Below are 16,285 nucleotides of genomic sequence, written 5' to 3' on the forward strand. Positions count from 1 at the left end.
CGCCTAGCGCGCGCGGCACCTTCTCCCGAAGACGACCGACCGGGCTCGGGCGGGCGATCACGCCCCCGAGCGGTCCGTCGCCGCCCGCGCGCGGAACCGGCGACCACCCTTCACCCCGGTCCGTCCGCACGGACCGTCCTTCCGGAGAACCCACGTGTCGAACCCGCACTCCCTCGCCGTCCCGCAGCCCCCCGCCGCCGCCCTGCCCGTCGGGCGGAGCCTCGCCTACCTCGTCGTCGCCGGCATCGCCTGGGGCACCGCCGGCGCGGCCGGCTCCCTCGTCTTCCGCAACAGCGACATGGGACCGCTCGCCCTCTCCTTCTGGCGCTGCGCCGGCGGACTCCTCCTGCTCCTCGCCGTCCCGGCACTGCGCCGGCTGCGCCCCGGACGCCCCCGGACGGCCGCCGCGCCCGTCGCCGAGACCCGCCGGACCCGGCTGGTCCGGATCCTCGGCACCGGCGTCGGGCTCGCGGTCTTCCAGACCGCCTACTTCGCCGCCGTCGAGTCCACCGGGCTCGCCGTCGGCACCGTCGTCACCCTCGGAGCCGGTCCCGTCCTCATCGCGGTCGGCGCCCGCCTCACCATGGGGGAGCGGCTCGGCCTCGGCGGACTGTCCGCCGTCGTCGGCGCGCTCGCCGGGCTCGCCGTGCTGGTCCTGGGCGGCGGGGGAGCGGAGGTGCGGCTCGCGGGCGTCGGGTACGCGGTGCTCTCGGCCGCCGGATTCGCCTCCCTCACCCTGCTCACCCGCCGGCTCGGGCGCAGCGGCGCCGGCGCGGCCGGTTCCCTCGCGAGCACCGCGTGGACCTTCGGCGTCTCGGCCCTCGTCGTGCTGCCCCTGGCCGTGGTCGAGGGGCTGCTGCCGCACACCGAGGACCTCGTCCGGCTGCTCCTCCTCCTGCTGTACGTGGCGGCGATCCCGACGGCCCTCGCCTACGCCCTGTACTTCGCCGGGGCGGCGGTCGTCCGGGCCGCGACCGTCTCCGTGATCATGCTCCTGGAGCCGGTCAGCGCGGCGCTCCTCGCCGTCACCCTGCTCGGCGAGGAGCTGACGGCGGCGACGGTCCTCGGCACGGTGCTGCTGCTCGCGGCCGTCACCGGGCTCGCCCTCGCCGAGGCGCGCACGGCGGCGGAACGGCGCAGGAGCGCGGAGCCGGCCGCCGCGTAGGAGGTGCTCCGCCGATCGGGTCCGGCCCGATCGGCGGAGCACCTCCGGGACCCGGTGCGGCCGGGCCGGGTCACTCCTCGGAGGCCAGCCGGCGCAGCTGGTGGGTCCGGGCGGCGAGGTCGCCCGGACCGGCCCGCTCGGCGAGCCGGTCCGCGACCCGGCGCCGCACCCCGGCCGGCTTGTTGCCCGCGTACTTGAACTTCGCGCGCACCTCCGTCACCTCCAGGCACAGACCCCGGATGCCGGGGAGCATCCGGCCGAACGGGACCTCGCCGGGGACGACGGGGGCGGTCCCGCCCTCCGGCTGGAAGTGCGCGACCTGCCGGTTCAGCAGCTCGGCCTTCTCCGCCGGGTCGTCCACCACGCGCGCGGTGCAGCGCAGTTGCACCGCCGCGTAGTACGAGGTCGGCGTGCCGTGCGCGGCGGGCGCGCCCTCCGGCGCCGTCCAGGTGCCGGGGACGTAGACGTAGTCGTCGACCACGCTGAGCAGCACCCGGGGGTCGGCCTCCAGGGCGCTCCACAGCGGGTTGGGGCGGGCGAGGTGGAGCAGGACGCGGCCGTACGGGCCCGGCTCCGCCTCGTACCGGAAGTGCGCGGGCTGCACCCAGGGCGGGTCGCCCGGCAGGCCGTTGACCGCGAGCTGGCCGAAGTCGTGGCGGGCGAGCCACGCGCGCCACTCGGCGTCGTCCGCGGGGGCGTCCCAGGGATGGACGAGCATGCCGGTCCTCCTCAGGGCGCGGTCAGGTAGCCGGGCAGGGCGACCGCCGGGTCCAGGTCGGCCGACGGCACCGGGACGCCGGTGCGCGGGGCGACCGGGACCACGCCGGCCCAGTGCGGCAGCGCCAGGTCCTCGGCGTCGTCGTGGGGTCCGCCGGTGCGGACCTTGGCCGAGACCTCCTCCAGGTCGAGCCGTATGACGGCGGTGGCGGCCAGCTCCTTGGCGTTCGCGGGCCGGGAGTCGGCGGAGCGGCCGGGGACGACCTGGTCGACGAGGGCGTCGAGCGCGGTGCGCAGCTCGTCGGGGTCGGTGACCTGGCGGGCCGTGCCGTGGACGACGACCGAGCGGTAGTTGAGCGAGTGGTGGAAGGCCGAGCGGGCCAGGACCAGGCCGTCGAGGTGGGTGACCGTGAGGCAGACCGGGAGGCCGGGCGCCCCGGCGCCGGGGCCGGCGGACCGCGCGCCGGCCATGCGCAGCGGGCGGGAGCCGGTGGAGCCGTGGACGTACAGCCGCTCGCCGACCCGGCCGTAGAGGGTGGGCAGCACGACCGGCGCGCCGTCCCGCACGAAGCCGAGGTGGCAGACGTACCCCTCGTCGAGGATCGCGTGCACGAGCGCGCGGTCGTACGAGGCGCGCTGCCGGGCCCGGGTGGGCACGGTCCGTTCGGTGGGGGTGTACGCGGCGCCGCTCCGCGCGGCGGTGGTCGTGGTGCTCATGGCGGGTCCCCTTGCGTCCCTCATTGCACTAGTGCATAATCTGGTTTGTGCTAGGAGAGTATCGGATCGAAGGCCGTCGCGCATCGGAGATCGCCGCCAGCGTCGAGCGGGGAGTGGGCTCCGGGGCCCTGGAGCCGGGCCGATCCCTGCCGCCCATGAGGGAGTTGGCCGCCGACCTCGGCGTGAACCCCAACACCGTCGCCGCCGCCTACCGGACCCTGCGCGAGCGCGGGGTCATCGAGACCGACGGCCGGCGCGGCAGCCGGGTGCGCCCGCGACCCGCCACCACCGCCCGGGGATCGCTGCGCGTCGAGGCGCCGCCCGGCGTCCGGGACCTCAGCGGCGGCAACCCCGATCCGGCCCTGCTGCCGCCGCTCGGGCCCGCGCTCGCCGAGGCGGCCCGGCGGTACGCCGAGCGGCCCGGGCTCTACGGGGAGGCCCCCCTCGACCCGGACTTCGCCCGGCTCGCGCGCGCCGCCTTCGACGCCGACGGCGTCCCCGACGGGCCGGTCGGCGTGGCCTCCGGCTCGCTCGACGCCATCGAACGGGTCCTCGCCGTCCATCTGCGGCCCGGTGACGCCGTCGCCGTCGAGGACCCCGGCTGGGGCAGCCTCCTCGACCTCGTGCCCGCGCTCGGCCTCCGGCCCGTGCCGGTCGCCGTCGACGACGACGGGCCGCTCCCGGACCACGTCCGGCGCGCGATCGAGCGGGACGGGGTCCGTGCGGTGATCATCACCGACCGCGCCCAGAACCCCACCGGGGCCTGCCTCGGTGCCGCCAGCGCGGCCGGGCTGCGCCGGGTCCTCGCCGACCACCCCGGCGTGCTGCTCGTCGAGGACGACCACGGCCACGGGATCGTCACCCGGCGGCTGCGGCCGCTCGCCGGGGTCACCGACCGGTGGGCGCTGGTCCGTTCGGTCGCCAAGGCCTACGGCCCCGACCTGCGGATCGCCGCCTTCACCGGCGACCCCGAGACCGTCGACCGCGTGCTCGGGCGGCAGCGCCTCGGCCCCGGCTGGGTCAGCCGTCTCCTCCAGCAGGCCGTCGTCCACCTGTGGGCCACGGACGCCGTCGACCCGGAGGCCGTCGCCGACGCCTACGGGGAGCGGCGCGACGCGCTGGTCCGCGCGCTCGCCCGGCGGGGCGTCGAGGCGCACGGCCGCAGCGGCATGAACGTCTGGGTGCCGGTCGCCGACGAAACGGGTGCCGTCGCCCGCCTCCTCGCCGCCGGCTGGGCGGTCGCGCCCGGCGCCCGCTTCCGCATCGCCACCGGGCCCGCCGTCCGGCTCACCGTCTCCCCCCTCTCCCCCGACGACATCGCCCCCCTGGCCGACGCCGTGGCCGCGGCGGCGGCGTCGGCACCCGCCCGCAGCTACGGCTGACGGGGCGACCCGTGGGGCGGGCCGTCGCCGCACGGGTGGGCGGTTGCCCCGGGGGGCCGCCGCACGCGGCGCTGGGACGGGGGCACCTGCCCGGGAGGTCGGGCGGTTGCCCCGGGGCGGGGCCGGGGACGGCGGGGCCGAGCGGTCGTCCCGGGGCGCCGCCGGCGCCCCTCCGGGCCCGGGGCCGGTCGTCCCGGGTCCGCGGCCGGGCGTCAGGTGCGGGCCGGGGTCCTCCGCGGAGCCTCGGCCGGGGACGGGGCCGTCCGGGACGGGGCGGCGCTCCGGGAGGACGCGCGGGTCTGGGTGAGGGCGGCGCCCAGGAGGACCACCACGGCGCCCACCGGCGTGTTCCAGGCGAGGTGCTCGTCGAGGAAGGCCACGCCGGCGGCGGTCGCGATGACGGGGATGAAGTACGTGACCATGGAGGCCGTCGTCGGGCCGACCTCCGCGACCACGCCGTACTGCAGCAGCATCGCGTAGCCGGTGCCCAGGGCGCCCAGGGCGATCACCGAGAGCAGCGGCAGAAGCTCCACGGAGTCCGGGAGCGTGGTGAAGAAGGGGGTGACCAGGGCCAGTTGCAGGGTCGCCACGCCGACCTGGCCGGTCGCCAGCGAGAGGTGGGAGGCGCCCGTGCCGCTCAGGGTGCGGCGGACGTAGATCCAGCCGACCGCGTAGCTGAACGAGGCCAGCAGCGCCAGCGCCGTGCCCGTCACGTCCAGGCCGGAGAAGCCCTGCCACGCGCCGAGGACCGTCAGGACGCCGATGAAGCCGATGCCGAGGCCCGCCGCGCGCACCCGGGTCGGCCGGTCCTCGGAGAGCGCCACGAGCGACAGGACCATGCCCCACAGCGGCGTCGTCGCGTTGCAGATCCCCGCCAGCGTCGACGGGATCGTCAGCTCCGCGTACGCGAAGAGCGAGAACGGCAGTGCGTTGAGCAGGAACGCCGCCACCGCCAGGTGCCCCCACGTGCGCGCCCCGCGCGGCAGCCGGTCCCGCTTCACCAGCAGCACCACGGCCAGCACCGCCGTGCCGAACAGCAGCCGGCCGAAGGCCACCTGGAAGGGCGCGAAGCCCTCCGTGCCGACCTTGATCAGCAGGAAGCTGAAGCCCCAGACGAGGGCCAGCACGCCGAAGCGGACCCGCCAGTCGAGGAGGCGCGCGCGGAGGCGGCGGGAGCCGGGGGAGGGGGACGGCGGGGAAGGGGCGGAGGGGGAGGGTGGGACGGCGGGCGAGGAGGGTCCGGGGGCGGGGGCGGCTGCGTGGCTCATGCACTCAGGGTGACCGGCCCGATCTCGTAGAACAAGCGAGATTGTCTCGACCCCTTCCCTTAGCATTGCTTACATGTTGAACCTGGAGCGCCTGCGCACCCTCGACGCCGTCGCCCGGCACGGCTCCGTCAGCGGCGCCGCCGACGGGCTCCACGTGACCACCTCCGCCGTCTCCCAGCAGCTGTCCAAGCTGGAGCGGGAGGTCGGCCAGCGGCTCCTCGCCAAGAACGGGCGCGGGGTGCGGCTCACCGACGCGGGGCTGCTGCTCGCCGAGCACGCCGCCCGGATCCTCTCCCACGTCCAGCTCGCCCAGGCCGACATCGAGGCCCAGCGCGGCCAGGTCGTCGGCGAGGTCCGGCTCGTCGGCTTCCCGACCGCCGCCCGGGGCCTCTTCCCCGCCGCCCTCGCCTCGCTCCGGGCCCGCCACCCCGACCTCAGGGTCCGCACCGCCGAGTTCGAGCCCGAGCAGGGCGTGCGGGCGGTGATGCGGGGCGACGCCGACCTCGCGATCGTCCTGGACTGGAGCAATCGGCGGGCGCCGGTCCCGGGGGAGCTGGAGCGGGCCCACCTCCTCGACGACGCCGCGGACGTCGCCCTGCCCGCCGGGCACCGGCTCGCCGGGCGGGAGGCGGTGGACCTGGAGGACTTCGCCGACGAGGAGTGGGTCTCCTGGCCGGAGGGCGAGTTCTGCCACGACTGGCTGATGTTCACCCTCCGCTCCCAGGGCATCGAGCCGCGCATCGCCCACTTCGCGGGCGAGCACCACACCCAGCTCGCGCTCGTCGCCGCCGGGCTCGGCGTCTGCGTCACCCCCCGGCTCGGCCGGCCGCACCCGGACGGCGTCGTCTGCGTCCCCGTACGGCAGCAGATGCGCCGGCACATCTACGCCACCTGGCGCACCGACGCCGGCCGCCGCCCCTCGCTGCGCGCGGTCGTCGAGGCGCTGCGGGAGGCGGGACTCCCGCACGCGGGGTGAGCGGGCCCGGCGGAGTCGGGGAGTCGGGGGGAGCCGGGGCGGATCCCCTCCCCGGGGCGGGTGGCGGGCCCGCCGAGTCGGGTGCCGGGTCCGCGTCGGATCGGGTGCCGGGTCCGCGTCGGATCGGGTGGCGGGCGTGCCGGACCGGGTGGCGGGCGTGCCGGACCGGCGGGGCGGGCGGGGCGTCCGCGCGGGCTACGCTCCGCCGAGCTTGCGGAAGTCCCAGGAGGCGACGGCGTCCGGGGTCAGGCTGAGCCAGGCGTGCCGGCCGTCGTGCGGCATGGCGTCCAGACCGAAGTTCTTCGCGGCGAAGAGGCGTTCCACCGCGTCGAGTTCCGGGCACGGTTCGCCGGTGCGCGGCGCCTCGCCGACGAAGACGGCCGTCCCCGACAGCTCGGCCCCGCGCAGCTCGCCGTACTCCTCGCCGTCGTCCACGAGGACGGAGAGCCGCGGATCGGAGCGCAGCTCGGCCCAGCGGCGGCTGCGGGTCAGCGAGTACAGCCAGAGCGAGGTGCCGTCCCACGCGAACCACAGCGCGCTCACATGGGGCCGGCCGTCCGCGGAGACGGTCGCGACCCGGCAGGTGCGCTGTTCGGCGAGGAAGGAGTCGAGCTCCTCCGGGGTCATCATGATCCGGCGTCCACGGCGCTGCGCGACGGTCATCGTCCGCCCCCTTCTAGATTTCTGATGAGACGTCAGAAATCATGGGTGCGCGTCCACGCCGGTGCAAGGGGCACGAACGAGGGGGAGAGATGAGCGGGAGCGGAACGACGGGCCGAGGAGGGGCGGAGGCCATGGGCCGAGGGGGAACCGCGGGCCGGCGCGAGGAACTGGAGGAGAGGCTGCACCCGGACTCGGCCGTGCTGCTCACCATCGAGTGCCAGCAGGGCGTCGTCGGGACGGAGAGCGCCCTGCCCGAGCTCGCCGCCGTGGCCCGGAAGTCGGGCGCCCTGGCCAACGTGGCGCGGCTGGTCGACGCCGCCCACGGCGCCGGCGTGCAGGTCCTCCACGCCGTCGCCGAGCGGCGCCCCGACGGGCGGGGCTCCAACGACAACGCGCGCCTCTTCCGCGCCGCCGCCCGGCTCCCCGTGCAACAGCACAGCGGTTCCACGGCGGTACGCATCGCGGAACCCATCCAGGTGGCCGACGAGGACCTGGTGGTGCGACGGCTGCACGGCCTGTCCCCGCTGGCCGGGACCGACGTGGACGCGCTGCTGCGCAACCTGGGCTGCCGGACCCTCGTGGTGACCGGCGTCTCCGCCAACGTGGCCGTGCCCAACGCCGTCTTCGACGCCGTGAACCTCGGCTACACCGTCGTCGTGCCCCGGGACGCCATCGCGGGGGTGCCGGCCGACTACACCCCCGCGATGATCCGCAACACCCTCGCCCTCGTCGCCACCATCGCGACCACCGACGACCTGCTGGCCGCCTGGAAGGCGCCCAGGCGTCCGGCCGCCGCCCGGCCCTAGGGGCGTCTTGTCGATCAGGCCGGATCGGGGAGCGGTGCCGGCCACCGCGAGCCCGGCGCGATCGGCAAGGCGCCCCTAGGGCCTGTCTGACCCTTCCCGTCGTGTCCGGCCCGCCCGGCACGCACTCCCCCGTAGCCCTTCGGGCACGGGAGGTGCCCCCATGCCGCACGGCCGAAACGCCCAAGTAGCTCCTTCCCCGAGCTCTCGGCTTCGCTCGAGCAGGGGAGACCCCGACCGAGGGCGCCCCGGCCGCACGCCGATCGCACGCACCGAACGACCCGGCCTGATCCGACGCCAATGGTCAGACAGGCCCTAGGCGGGCGGGAGGTCAGCCGAAGGAGATCTCGTCGCCCTTGACCTCGATCGGCTCCGGCGGCAGCGACGACGTCGCCGGGCCCGAGGTCACGCTGCCGTCCGACATGTCGAACCGGCTCTGGTGGCACGGGCAGACGATCACGCCGTCCTTCACCTCGCTCACCGCGCACCCCTGGTGGGTGCACTTCGACGAGAACGCCTTGAACTCCCCGGCCTTCGGCTGGGTGATGACGATTCCCCGGTCCGCCAGGACCTTCCCGCCGCCCACGGGGATGTCCCCCGTCTTCGCGAGCGGAGCCTCCGCGGCCCCGTCCGCGCCGCCGGTGCCGCCGTCGCCCTCGGCGTTCGTGCCCCCGCACGCGGCCAGCGCCGCCGACGCGAGTCCCGCACCGCCGGCCGCCACCACGGTCCGCCGTGCCACTCCGCTCATGCCTGCCCCTCTCCCGCGCGGGCGCCGCGCACCGCGGCCGCCCCGCACCCGTCCCGATGTCCCGCCGATGTGTTCCGCAGGCGACGGTAGACGCAGTTGCTGTGACGTACGCCCCGTTCGGCGCAGACTCACCCCGATCGCCTGACAGTTCGCATTAGAGTGTCCGAACCTGGACAACCGACGGGTGAAGTGTCAAGCGCGCCGAGGATCCGGCGGAGGACCGGCGACGCCGGAACGGAGGCGACGGCATGCGGACGGCGGCGGGGTCGGTCCACGCCCACCACGTGCGGGCCGTGGCGCTCGGTGCCGAACGGCGCGGCCTGGCCGCCGCGCCGCTGCTCGCCCGCGCCGGCCTGCCGCCCGAGCTGCTCGCGGGAGCCGCCGGTCCGGACCGGGTGTCCTCCCGCCGCTTCGGACGGCTCGTCCGGATGGTCTGGGCGGCCCTCGACGACGAACTGATCGGCTTCGCCGGAGCCCCTACCCGGGTCGGCACCTTCGCGATGATGGGTCACGTCGTCGTCCACGGCAGCCGGGACCTGCGCGAGGCGCTGCGCCGCGCGCAGACCTTCTACTCCCTCTTCCCCGGCGGCCCGAGCTTCCGGCTCGTCGAGCCCGCCGCACCGGCCGGGGGCGCGGAGGGCCCCGACGAGGCGCGGCTGGAGTTCGACGTCTCCGGGTACGACGACCCCCTCCACTTCGGTGCCGAGGCCACCGTCCTGGTCGCCCACCGCTTCGCCGGCTGGCTGGTCCGCCGCCGGATCGGCCTGCGCCGCGTCGAGTTCGCCCACCCCGAGCCCCGCCACGCCGCCGAGTACGCCCTCCTCTTCGGCGCCCCCTGCGTCTTCGGCGCCGGGCGCACCGCGGCCGTCTTCGACCGCGCCGACCTCGACGGACCCGTCCTGCGGGACGCGGACGCCCTCGGGGACTTCCTGCGCCGCGCCCCCGACGGGATGCTCGTCTGCTCGGAGTGGGGGAGCACCGCCACCGGACGGGTGCGCCACCTCATCGGCCGGTCGCTGCCCGCCGGGCCCGTCCCCACGCCGGAGGAGCTCGCCGAGCGGCTCTCGGTCAGCCCGCAGACCCTCCGTCGCCAACTGGCCGCCGAGGGCACCACGTACCAGCGGCTGCGCGACCAGGTGCGGCGGGACCACGCCCTCGCGGAGCTCGCCGCGGGCCGGGTCTCCATCGAACGGCTCTCCCGCCGCCTCGGCTTCTCCGAACCCAGCGCCTTCCACCGGGCCTTCCGCCGCTGGACCGGCGAGACCCCCCGCGCCTACCGGCTCCGCGACCGCGGCTCCCTCCCCGTACCCGGCCCGGAGCGCTTGTTGACGCGCGGTCAACAAGGCTGAGCGGTACGGTCACAGCCGCCGTCCGCCGCCCGTCCTACCGTCCGGCCATGACCGAATTCGACCGGTCCGGGGCCGTACCGCACCCCGGCCGAAGGAGTCGCGGAAGGGGCCGCCGATGAGAACCGGCCGCGTCCTCGGCGTCCTTCTCGGGACCGGCGCCCTGCTCTGCCTGCTCGCGGGAGTGGCCGTCACCGCCCTCGGCGTCCGGGTCGACGGGTCCAGCATGGACCCGACCCTGCGCCCGGGCGACCGGATCCTCGTCTCGCCGGGCTCGGAGGGCCGGGTGCGCCGCTTCGACGTCGTCCTGCTGCGCGGCGGACGGCAGGACGCCCTCATGGTGAAACGGGTGATCGGCGTGCCCGGCGACCGGGTGGCGATCGCGTCGACCGGCACGGAGCCCTTCCAGGTGCTGCTCCAGGAGGGCGGCACGGGACCCGTCCGCCGGGTGGTCGCCGCCCAGTGGGCCGACCGGGCCCACCGCGCCGGTGCGTGCTGCTCGGCGGAGGGCGCCGGGTCGGCGCGCGCGGAACTGCGGACCGTGCCCGAGGGCCGCTTCTTCTACCTGGGCGACAACCCCGACCTGTCCGACGACTCCCGGCAGTACGGCTGGGGCGCGATCGACCGGGTCGAGGGCCGGGTCGGGCTGCGCGCCTACCCCGTCTCGGCGGCGCCCGGCCTCGGCAACCGGCCCGTCCTGGAGGAGTACGCGGGACCGCGGCCGCCGTAGAGGGGGCCGGCCGGCGCCCCTCCGGGCTCAGCCCGGGACCGTCCCCGCCGGCGGCCGGCCCGTGCCGGTGCCGAGGGCGACCCGCACCACCGTGTCCGCGATCCGGCGGGCCGACTCCTCCGGCGAGGCGGCGGCCTGGACGACGTGGCTCGCCGTCAGGCGGACCGCCGCGTCCACCGCCAGATCGCGCGCGACCGGGTCGACCGAGGGCCAGGTCTCCGCCACGTACGCGCCGGCCGTGGTCGTCGCCAGCTCGAAGGCGGCGGCCGACCGGGTGGTCAGGTGGGGGAGCAGTCCGTCCTCGCCCGCGCTGGTCAGCATCGCCCTGATCAGCGGGTTGCGCCCGGCCAGCGTCAGGGTGAAGGAGACGGCCGCCTCCACGGCCGCGCGCAGGTCGTCCGGGTGCGCGTCCAGGGCCTGCTGGATGCCGACGAGGCAGCGCTCCAGCTCGCGGCGGAAGAGGGCCTCCCCGACGGCCTCCTTGGAGGAGAACTCGGAGTACAGCGTCTGCCGGCTGACGCCCACGTCACCGGCGAGGTGGGCCATCCGCAGCCGGGCGAAGCCGTGCTCCGCGACGCGGGCGAAGGCGGCGTCCAGCAGGCGTTCGCGCAGCAGTGTCCGGACCGTCTCCCTGAAGCGTGCCATCGCGCCAGCCTAGAGCAGCGCCCCGCCCCCTCCACCGGCGCTCCCGCGCCCCCGTCCCGGCCGCTCCCGCGCCCCCGCCCCGGCGCTGCCGCACCCGCTTCGGTGTGCCCGGCTCCGCTCCGCACCGCGTCAGAACTCCCAAGTCTGTCCGTTCTATTGACACAACTTCTCGTAGTGTCCAATTCTCGAACGGGCAGTCCGAGAGTGTCCGCCGTCCCCGGCCCCGGCCCGGGACGGACGGCTGTCCGCCATCCACCCCGCGCCATCCGCGCGGACCAACGGTTGGAGAACCCTCATGCAGAACGAGCCCAGAGGCGTCACCCGCTGGCGCAGATCGGCCTTCCTCGCCGTCCCCGCCTGCGCGGCGGTCGCCGCCATGGCCACCGCGATGGTCCAGGGCGCCCTCGCGGCGAACCTCTCCCTGACCAGCGTGCCGTTCACCCTCAGCTCCAAGACGGTGGCGGCCCCGCAGGGCATCGGCGCGGTCATGCACACCATCGACGCCGGCGGCGCCAAGGGCGCCGCGCAGGTCGGCATCGCCAAGGCCGGACTCGACGGGATCTGCGTGCACGCCACCCAGTCCGTCGACCTCCCGGTGATCGGCAGCCTCGGCACCTGGTCGCTCAACATCTCCTCGCCCGCCGCCCAGACCCCGCTCACCAGCGACCAGCTGGTCAACGGCGCAGGGCTCCAGGCCAACAAGCTCATCCTCGACGCGCAGGCGCTCAACGCGGCCACGGCCACCCTGAACGCCAGCGACGCCACCCCGAACGTCATCGGTGCCGCGGCCGACGGCGACGGCATCAAGGCCACCGGCATCAAGGACGGCGCCGCCGGCCAGTTCGGCCTCGACGCCACCGGCGGCCGCACCGACATCAGCAACCTGAGCGCCGACGCCAACGGCGCCACGATCGCCGGAGCCATCACGCTGCCGGACCTCGCGATCGCCATCAAGCACGGCAACACGGGCTGCTGACATCCCCTCCGCACCGCACGAGCACCACCGCACGACCCGGACCGGGACGGCGCGCCACCGCGGGGCGCACCGTCCCGGACCGGCCGCCCGCCCACTCCCGAACGCCCCTGCGAGGCTCCCGTGACGACCACCGACCCGCCCGCCCCCGACGGCACCGGAGCGGCCCCCGGCACCACCGGCGGGGCGCCGCGCTCCGCCCCCGCCCGCGCCCGCCTGGCCTTCCGCCGGTGGCGCCGCACCCGGCCGTTCTGGGCCGCGCTGTGGACCGCCCTCGGCGGCTTCGTGATCTTCTTCCTGCCGATGGCCCCGCTGGGCAGGATCCTCCAGGTCGGCGTCGGAGGCATCGCCGGCATGGCGGGCGGCGTCGTCATCATGGCGATGGCCCTGCTCGTCCTCTTCCTGCCCGGCCAGCGCCACACCGCCGGAACCATCGCCGTCATCGCCGGCGTGGCCTCCTTCCCCCTCTCCAACCTCGGCGGACTCTTCGTCGGCATGGCCCTGTCGGTCCTCGGCGGCGCCATGGCCTTCGGCTGGCTGCCCGAGAAGCCCACCGGGCGCCGCGGCCTCCTCCGCCGTGCCCGCGCCACCGACGGGGCCCCCGGGTCCCCCGCACCCCTGGGGAGCGGCTCCGCATGAACCCCCTCCACGCGGCCCGCCGCAAGGCCGGCGGCCCGCTCGCCCGGCTCGGCGCGCACGGCGCCCGCGCCACCGCCGACTGGAACGCCCGGATGCTCGCCGAAGCCGCCGACGGCACCCGCCGCGGAACCCGCTGGGGCCGGGGCGCCCTCGCCCTCGTCCCCTCCTGCCTCGCCGTCGGCGCACTCGGCGCGGCCCTCGCGCAGGGCGCCCTCGCCGCCAACTTCAGCGTCACCGGGCAGCCGTTCACCCTCACCTCCAACGGCGTCTCGGGCTCCGGCTTCGGCGCCATCGTCAACACCCCCGCCGTCGGCCGCCCGGACGGCACCACGACCACCGACACCGCGATGGCGCGTGTCGGGTTCGCCAGCGCCGGCCTCGCCGGGCTGTGCGGGATCGTCCACCAGACGATCGCGGGCGTGCCGTACTCCCTCCTGCTCACCGGCGGCCAGAGGGTGACGGCGACCCCGCCCGCCTCCTTCACCACCGACATCGACGCCTCGAACCTGTACATCCAGGCGACCGAACTCCAGGCGTACGGCCCCACGACCCTCCAGAACGCGGTCCTCGGCCAGTCCGCCGACCAGGTCACCGTCGCCGGAAAACCGCTCACCGGCGCGCTCCCCGGCGGCTTCGGCCTCGGCTCGGCCGGCGGCGAGGGCGGCAGCTCCATCAAGCTGCACGGCCTCAACGCCACGGCGTACGACGCCGAGATGGCCGGGGCGCTGGTCCTGCCCGACCTGCGGCTGAAGGTCGTCGCCGGAAAGGCCACCACATGCTGAGGCGGGCGCGGGCGGCGTACGCGTGGTTCCGGGCCTTCCGTCGCACCCGCCCCTTCTGGGGCGGGGTGTGGCTGGTGGCCGGCGGCTGGACCGTGCTCAAGTTCTCCCTCAGCTCGGTGCAGCTCATCGTCTCCACCGGCTTCGGCGGCATCGCCGGCTACCTGGTCGGCGGCGGGATGATCCTGTGCGGGCTCATCCCGCTGGCCGCCCCCGGCCAGCGCTACACCTTCGGCCTCATCGGCTGCGTCCTCGCCGTGGTCTCGCTGGTCGTCTCCAACCTCGGGGGCTTCCTCGTCGGCATGGTCCTCGGCATCCTCGGCGGCTCGATGACGGTCGGCTGGGGCCCCAGACGCCCCCGCGCCGCCGGCCCCCCGGCTCCCGGAGCCGCACCCGAGGCGGTGGAGGCGTGACGCGCGGGGAGGACGCCCCGGCGGGCGGGACGCGGGGGCGGCGCAAGGCGCTCGCGGTCGTGGCGGCGCTGCTGCTCGCCGTCGCCACCGCGCTCGCCTCCGGACGGCCGAGCAGCGCCGCCGGCCGGCCGGCGGCCGCCGTGGAACCGCTCGGCGTACCGTTCCTGCCCAGCCCCCACCCGCTCCACGTGACGATCGACAGCATGGTCGCCGTCTCCCTGACCGTCGAGAAGGGCGTCACCATCCGGCTCTCCGACGGCACCACCCGCGTCACCAACAAGTACACCTTCACCAAGCTGCAGATCCGCTCGCACATGAACGTCACCCAGCGGGCCGACGGGCACACCCTCGTCATCGACGTGCCGGACGAGGGCTCCCTGGGCGGCTACGACAGCGCCGGCAAGCCGGAGACCACCACGATGTGGGGGAACATCACCCAGGTCTGCGTCCGGGTCCTGTTCAAGATCTGCGGGGTCCAGGGACTGCTCGACTTCTTCGGCTCGCTCATCCCGCTGACCGCCGGGGCGGAGGAGTTCGCGGGCGACATCTACGCCATCAGGACCGTCGACGACCACGCGGAGCTCGACTCCACCGACAACCCCGTCCACCTGCCCGGAACGATCACGGTGACCACGCCATGAGCCGCCCTCACCCCCGCCGGCCCGAGGGCCGCACCCACGGGTGGCGCGCCCTCGCCGTCGCCCTCCCCGCCCTCCTCGCCGCCGGCGTGACGGGCTCGGCGATGGCCACCGGGGCGCTCGCCGTCGGCCTGCGCATCCAGGACCGGCCCGTCGACTTCACCACCAGCAGCCTCTACGGGACGCAGTACGGCGCCGCCGTCGTCGACCAGGAGACCGTGCGGCCCGACGGCACCCCCGGCAGCGTGCGGGTGCTGCGGATGGGCTTCGCCGACGGCGTCCTCAACGGCCTCTGCCTGAGCCGGCGCCAGCAGATCGGCGGAGCCACGTACACCCTGCTGCTCACCCTCGGCGACGACGACCCCCGATCCTGGGAGATCCGCACCAGGAACACCGTCCTCGACCTCAGGAACGCCACCGGCGAACTCGACATGGACGGCGTCGTCGACCTCAACGTCAACGGCGCCGACGTCCGCACCGTCAAGGACCCCGCCGGCGCCTACGTGCCCAACCCGCTGGGCGCCCCGCAGCACCGCTTCGGCATCCAGGCCCGCTACGCCAAGTTCGACCGCATCACCGGCACCGCGCAGGACTTCCAGATACCCGGGCTGCTCACCACGCCGCGGCTCAAGCTCTCCGTGAAGCCCGGCTCCGTCGCCTGCCCGGCCCCCGCCGCCCCCGTCGGGACGCCCGGCACGCCGTGAGGCACGCCCGCGGCTGCGGTGCCCCGGGACTCCGCGAGGGCCCCGCCGGATCCCTGCCCGGCGGGGCCCTCGCGGAGTCGTCTCCCGCCTTCGCGGAGCGGTCTACTCCCCTTCGGGGGTGCGGCGTTCGGCCCGGAAGCCCGTCACGACCACGGTGACGAGGCAGAGGGCGACCACGATCTCGGCCCACAGGAACGCCGCGTAGTCCAGGAGACTGCCGATCGGCGGCGAGCCGGGCGCGGTGTTCCGGAAGGCCGCGAGGGCGAAGAGCGTGGCGGCCATCCAGCCGAGGGCGGGCCAGGTCAGTCCCTTCCGGCCGGTGACGAGGAACCACGCGCCGGTCAGCACCGAGACGGCCAGGGCCCACATGGCGATCATCATGAAGACGGCGAAGACGAGGACGCTGTCGGAGCGGCCGAGCGCGACGTCGGCGAAGACGGCCCCGCCCTCCTCGGCGGTCTCCACCCGCGCGGAGAAGAGCGCGTCGGCGTTGGTGAGCGTCATGTGGACGGGCACCCGCTCGCCGCCCTGCACGGCGCTGAACTCGATCGCCGCGTCGTAGGAGTCGAAGGGGTAGTCGGTGATCGAACCGCCCGTCAGCGTGACGGGCAGGTCCTTGGTCGCGATCCGGCCGTGCGCCTCGAAGGACAGGTCGCCCCGGGTGGACGTCGAGGTCTGCAGCGTCAGGTCCTCGGTCGGCGAGACGCCGCCGGCCTCGGCCAGCTCCCCCCGCGGGGTGACCAGGACGCGCAGGACCAGCTCCCGGCCGGCGGCGTCGACGCGCTGGACCGAGGCCCGGACGTCCACCCGGTCGGGGCTGGTGCCGCCCACGGCGTGCACCGTGTCCTGGGACTGGCGTTCGCCGAACTGGACCCAGACGCCGAGGGCGATGGCCGCGGCGATCAGGAGGCACGCGAGCGCGGCGGGGGGCAGGCCGCCGCGGGCGGGTCCGCGGCGTCGGGTGGTGGCCAAGGGGACT

The 16,285-nt window shown here is 75.9% G+C and carries 19 protein-coding genes; 12 read left to right on the forward strand and 7 right to left on the reverse strand.

Features of this window, described 5'->3' with window-relative positions:
• Window positions 1-154: 154 nt before the first annotated feature.
• Window positions 155-1,165, forward strand: coding sequence for a DMT family transporter (locus tag IE287_RS13610; RefSeq protein WP_229883472.1), 1,011 nt, complete (start codon window positions 155-157; stop codon window positions 1,163-1,165).
• A gap of 70 nt (window positions 1,166-1,235) precedes the next feature.
• Here IE287_RS13610 and IE287_RS13615 read toward each other — a convergent pair whose 3' ends face one another.
• A complete protein-coding gene (locus tag IE287_RS13615; RefSeq protein WP_189849275.1) occupies window positions 1,236-1,883 on the reverse strand; it encodes an FMN-binding negative transcriptional regulator in 648 nt (215 codons plus the stop codon).
• An 11-nt stretch (window positions 1,884-1,894) separates the two neighbouring features.
• Window positions 1,895-2,599 (reverse strand): pyridoxamine 5'-phosphate oxidase family protein, encoded by a 705-nt coding sequence (locus IE287_RS13620; protein WP_189849276.1) that lies wholly within the window; start codon window positions 2,597-2,599, stop codon window positions 1,895-1,897.
• 47 nt (window positions 2,600-2,646) lie between these two features.
• On the opposite strand from IE287_RS13620, the gene IE287_RS13625 reads away from it, so the two are divergent.
• Window positions 2,647-3,981, forward strand: a complete 1,335-nt coding sequence (locus IE287_RS13625) for an aminotransferase class I/II-fold pyridoxal phosphate-dependent enzyme (RefSeq protein WP_189849277.1) — start codon at window positions 2,647-2,649, stop codon at window positions 3,979-3,981.
• Between the two features lie 212 nt (window positions 3,982-4,193).
• On the opposite strand, the gene IE287_RS13630 is transcribed toward IE287_RS13625, so the two are convergent.
• On the reverse strand, window positions 4,194-5,249 hold the full coding sequence (locus tag IE287_RS13630; RefSeq protein ID WP_189849278.1) for a DMT family transporter: 1,056 nt from the start codon (window positions 5,247-5,249) through the stop codon (window positions 4,194-4,196).
• Window positions 5,250-5,322: 73 nt separating this feature from the next.
• On the opposite strand from IE287_RS13630, the gene IE287_RS13635 reads away from it, so the two are divergent.
• Window positions 5,323-6,225: a LysR family transcriptional regulator gene (locus IE287_RS13635; protein ID WP_189849279.1), complete on the forward strand. Its 903-nt coding sequence runs from the start codon at window positions 5,323-5,325 to the stop codon at window positions 6,223-6,225.
• 195 nt (window positions 6,226-6,420) lie between these two features.
• Here IE287_RS13635 and IE287_RS13640 read toward each other — a convergent pair whose 3' ends face one another.
• Entirely contained in the window at window positions 6,421-6,888 is a 468-nt protein-coding gene (locus IE287_RS13640; protein WP_189849280.1) for a pyridoxamine 5'-phosphate oxidase family protein, read from the reverse strand.
• A 131-nt stretch (window positions 6,889-7,019) separates the two neighbouring features.
• Between IE287_RS13640 and IE287_RS13645 the strand changes: the two genes are divergently transcribed.
• Window positions 7,020-7,694, forward strand: coding sequence for a cysteine hydrolase family protein (locus tag IE287_RS13645; protein ID WP_189849281.1), 675 nt, complete (start codon window positions 7,020-7,022; stop codon window positions 7,692-7,694).
• 328 nt (window positions 7,695-8,022) lie between these two features.
• Here IE287_RS13645 and IE287_RS13650 read toward each other — a convergent pair whose 3' ends face one another.
• Window positions 8,023-8,439, reverse strand: coding sequence for a Rieske (2Fe-2S) protein (locus tag IE287_RS13650; protein ID WP_189849282.1), 417 nt, complete (start codon window positions 8,437-8,439; stop codon window positions 8,023-8,025).
• Window positions 8,440-8,687: 248 nt separating this feature from the next.
• Between IE287_RS13650 and IE287_RS13655 the strand changes: the two genes are divergently transcribed.
• A complete protein-coding gene (locus IE287_RS13655) occupies window positions 8,688-9,788 on the forward strand; it encodes an AraC family transcriptional regulator (protein WP_189849283.1) in 1,101 nt (366 codons plus the stop codon).
• A gap of 115 nt (window positions 9,789-9,903) precedes the next feature.
• Window positions 9,904-10,515 (forward strand): signal peptidase I, encoded by a 612-nt coding sequence (lepB, locus tag IE287_RS13660; protein WP_189849284.1) that lies wholly within the window; start codon window positions 9,904-9,906, stop codon window positions 10,513-10,515.
• A 27-nt stretch (window positions 10,516-10,542) separates the two neighbouring features.
• Here lepB and IE287_RS13665 read toward each other — a convergent pair whose 3' ends face one another.
• A complete protein-coding gene (locus IE287_RS13665) occupies window positions 10,543-11,160 on the reverse strand; it encodes a TetR family transcriptional regulator (protein ID WP_189849285.1) in 618 nt (205 codons plus the stop codon).
• 295 nt (window positions 11,161-11,455) lie between these two features.
• On the opposite strand from IE287_RS13665, the gene IE287_RS13670 reads away from it, so the two are divergent.
• The 6 genes from IE287_RS13670 (at window position 11,456) to IE287_RS13695 (ending at window position 15,306) form a co-directional block, all read left to right on the forward strand.
• Window positions 11,456-12,136, forward strand: a complete 681-nt coding sequence (locus tag IE287_RS13670; protein ID WP_189849286.1) for a DUF6230 family protein — start codon at window positions 11,456-11,458, stop codon at window positions 12,134-12,136.
• Window positions 12,137-12,256: 120 nt separating this feature from the next.
• Window positions 12,257-12,772, forward strand: a complete 516-nt coding sequence (locus IE287_RS13675; protein WP_189849287.1) for a DUF6114 domain-containing protein — start codon at window positions 12,257-12,259, stop codon at window positions 12,770-12,772.
• Window positions 12,769-13,554, forward strand: a complete 786-nt coding sequence (locus IE287_RS13680; protein ID WP_189849288.1) for a DUF6230 family protein — start codon at window positions 12,769-12,771, stop codon at window positions 13,552-13,554. The genes IE287_RS13675 and IE287_RS13680 overlap by 4 nt, the downstream gene beginning before the upstream one ends.
• Window positions 13,548-13,964: a DUF6114 domain-containing protein gene (locus IE287_RS13685; protein WP_189849289.1), complete on the forward strand. Its 417-nt coding sequence runs from the start codon at window positions 13,548-13,550 to the stop codon at window positions 13,962-13,964. Before IE287_RS13680 ends, IE287_RS13685 begins: the two co-directional genes overlap by 7 nt.
• Complete coding sequence (locus IE287_RS13690; protein WP_189849290.1) at window positions 13,961-14,605, forward strand: hypothetical protein; 645 nt, start codon at window positions 13,961-13,963, stop codon at window positions 14,603-14,605. The genes IE287_RS13685 and IE287_RS13690 overlap by 4 nt, the downstream gene beginning before the upstream one ends.
• Window positions 14,602-15,306: a DUF6230 family protein gene (locus IE287_RS13695; protein WP_189849291.1), complete on the forward strand. Its 705-nt coding sequence runs from the start codon at window positions 14,602-14,604 to the stop codon at window positions 15,304-15,306. The genes IE287_RS13690 and IE287_RS13695 overlap by 4 nt, the downstream gene beginning before the upstream one ends.
• A 102-nt stretch (window positions 15,307-15,408) precedes the next feature.
• Here the strand turns inward: IE287_RS13695 and IE287_RS13700 are convergent, their stop codons facing one another.
• Window positions 15,409-16,278, reverse strand: coding sequence for a DUF4436 family protein (locus IE287_RS13700; RefSeq protein WP_189849292.1), 870 nt, complete (start codon window positions 16,276-16,278; stop codon window positions 15,409-15,411).
• Window positions 16,279-16,285: the final 7 nt, after the last annotated feature.

It is taken from the genome of Streptomyces omiyaensis (assembly GCF_014650895.1).
Classification (GTDB): Bacteria; Actinomycetota; Actinomycetes; order Streptomycetales; family Streptomycetaceae; genus Streptomyces; species Streptomyces omiyaensis.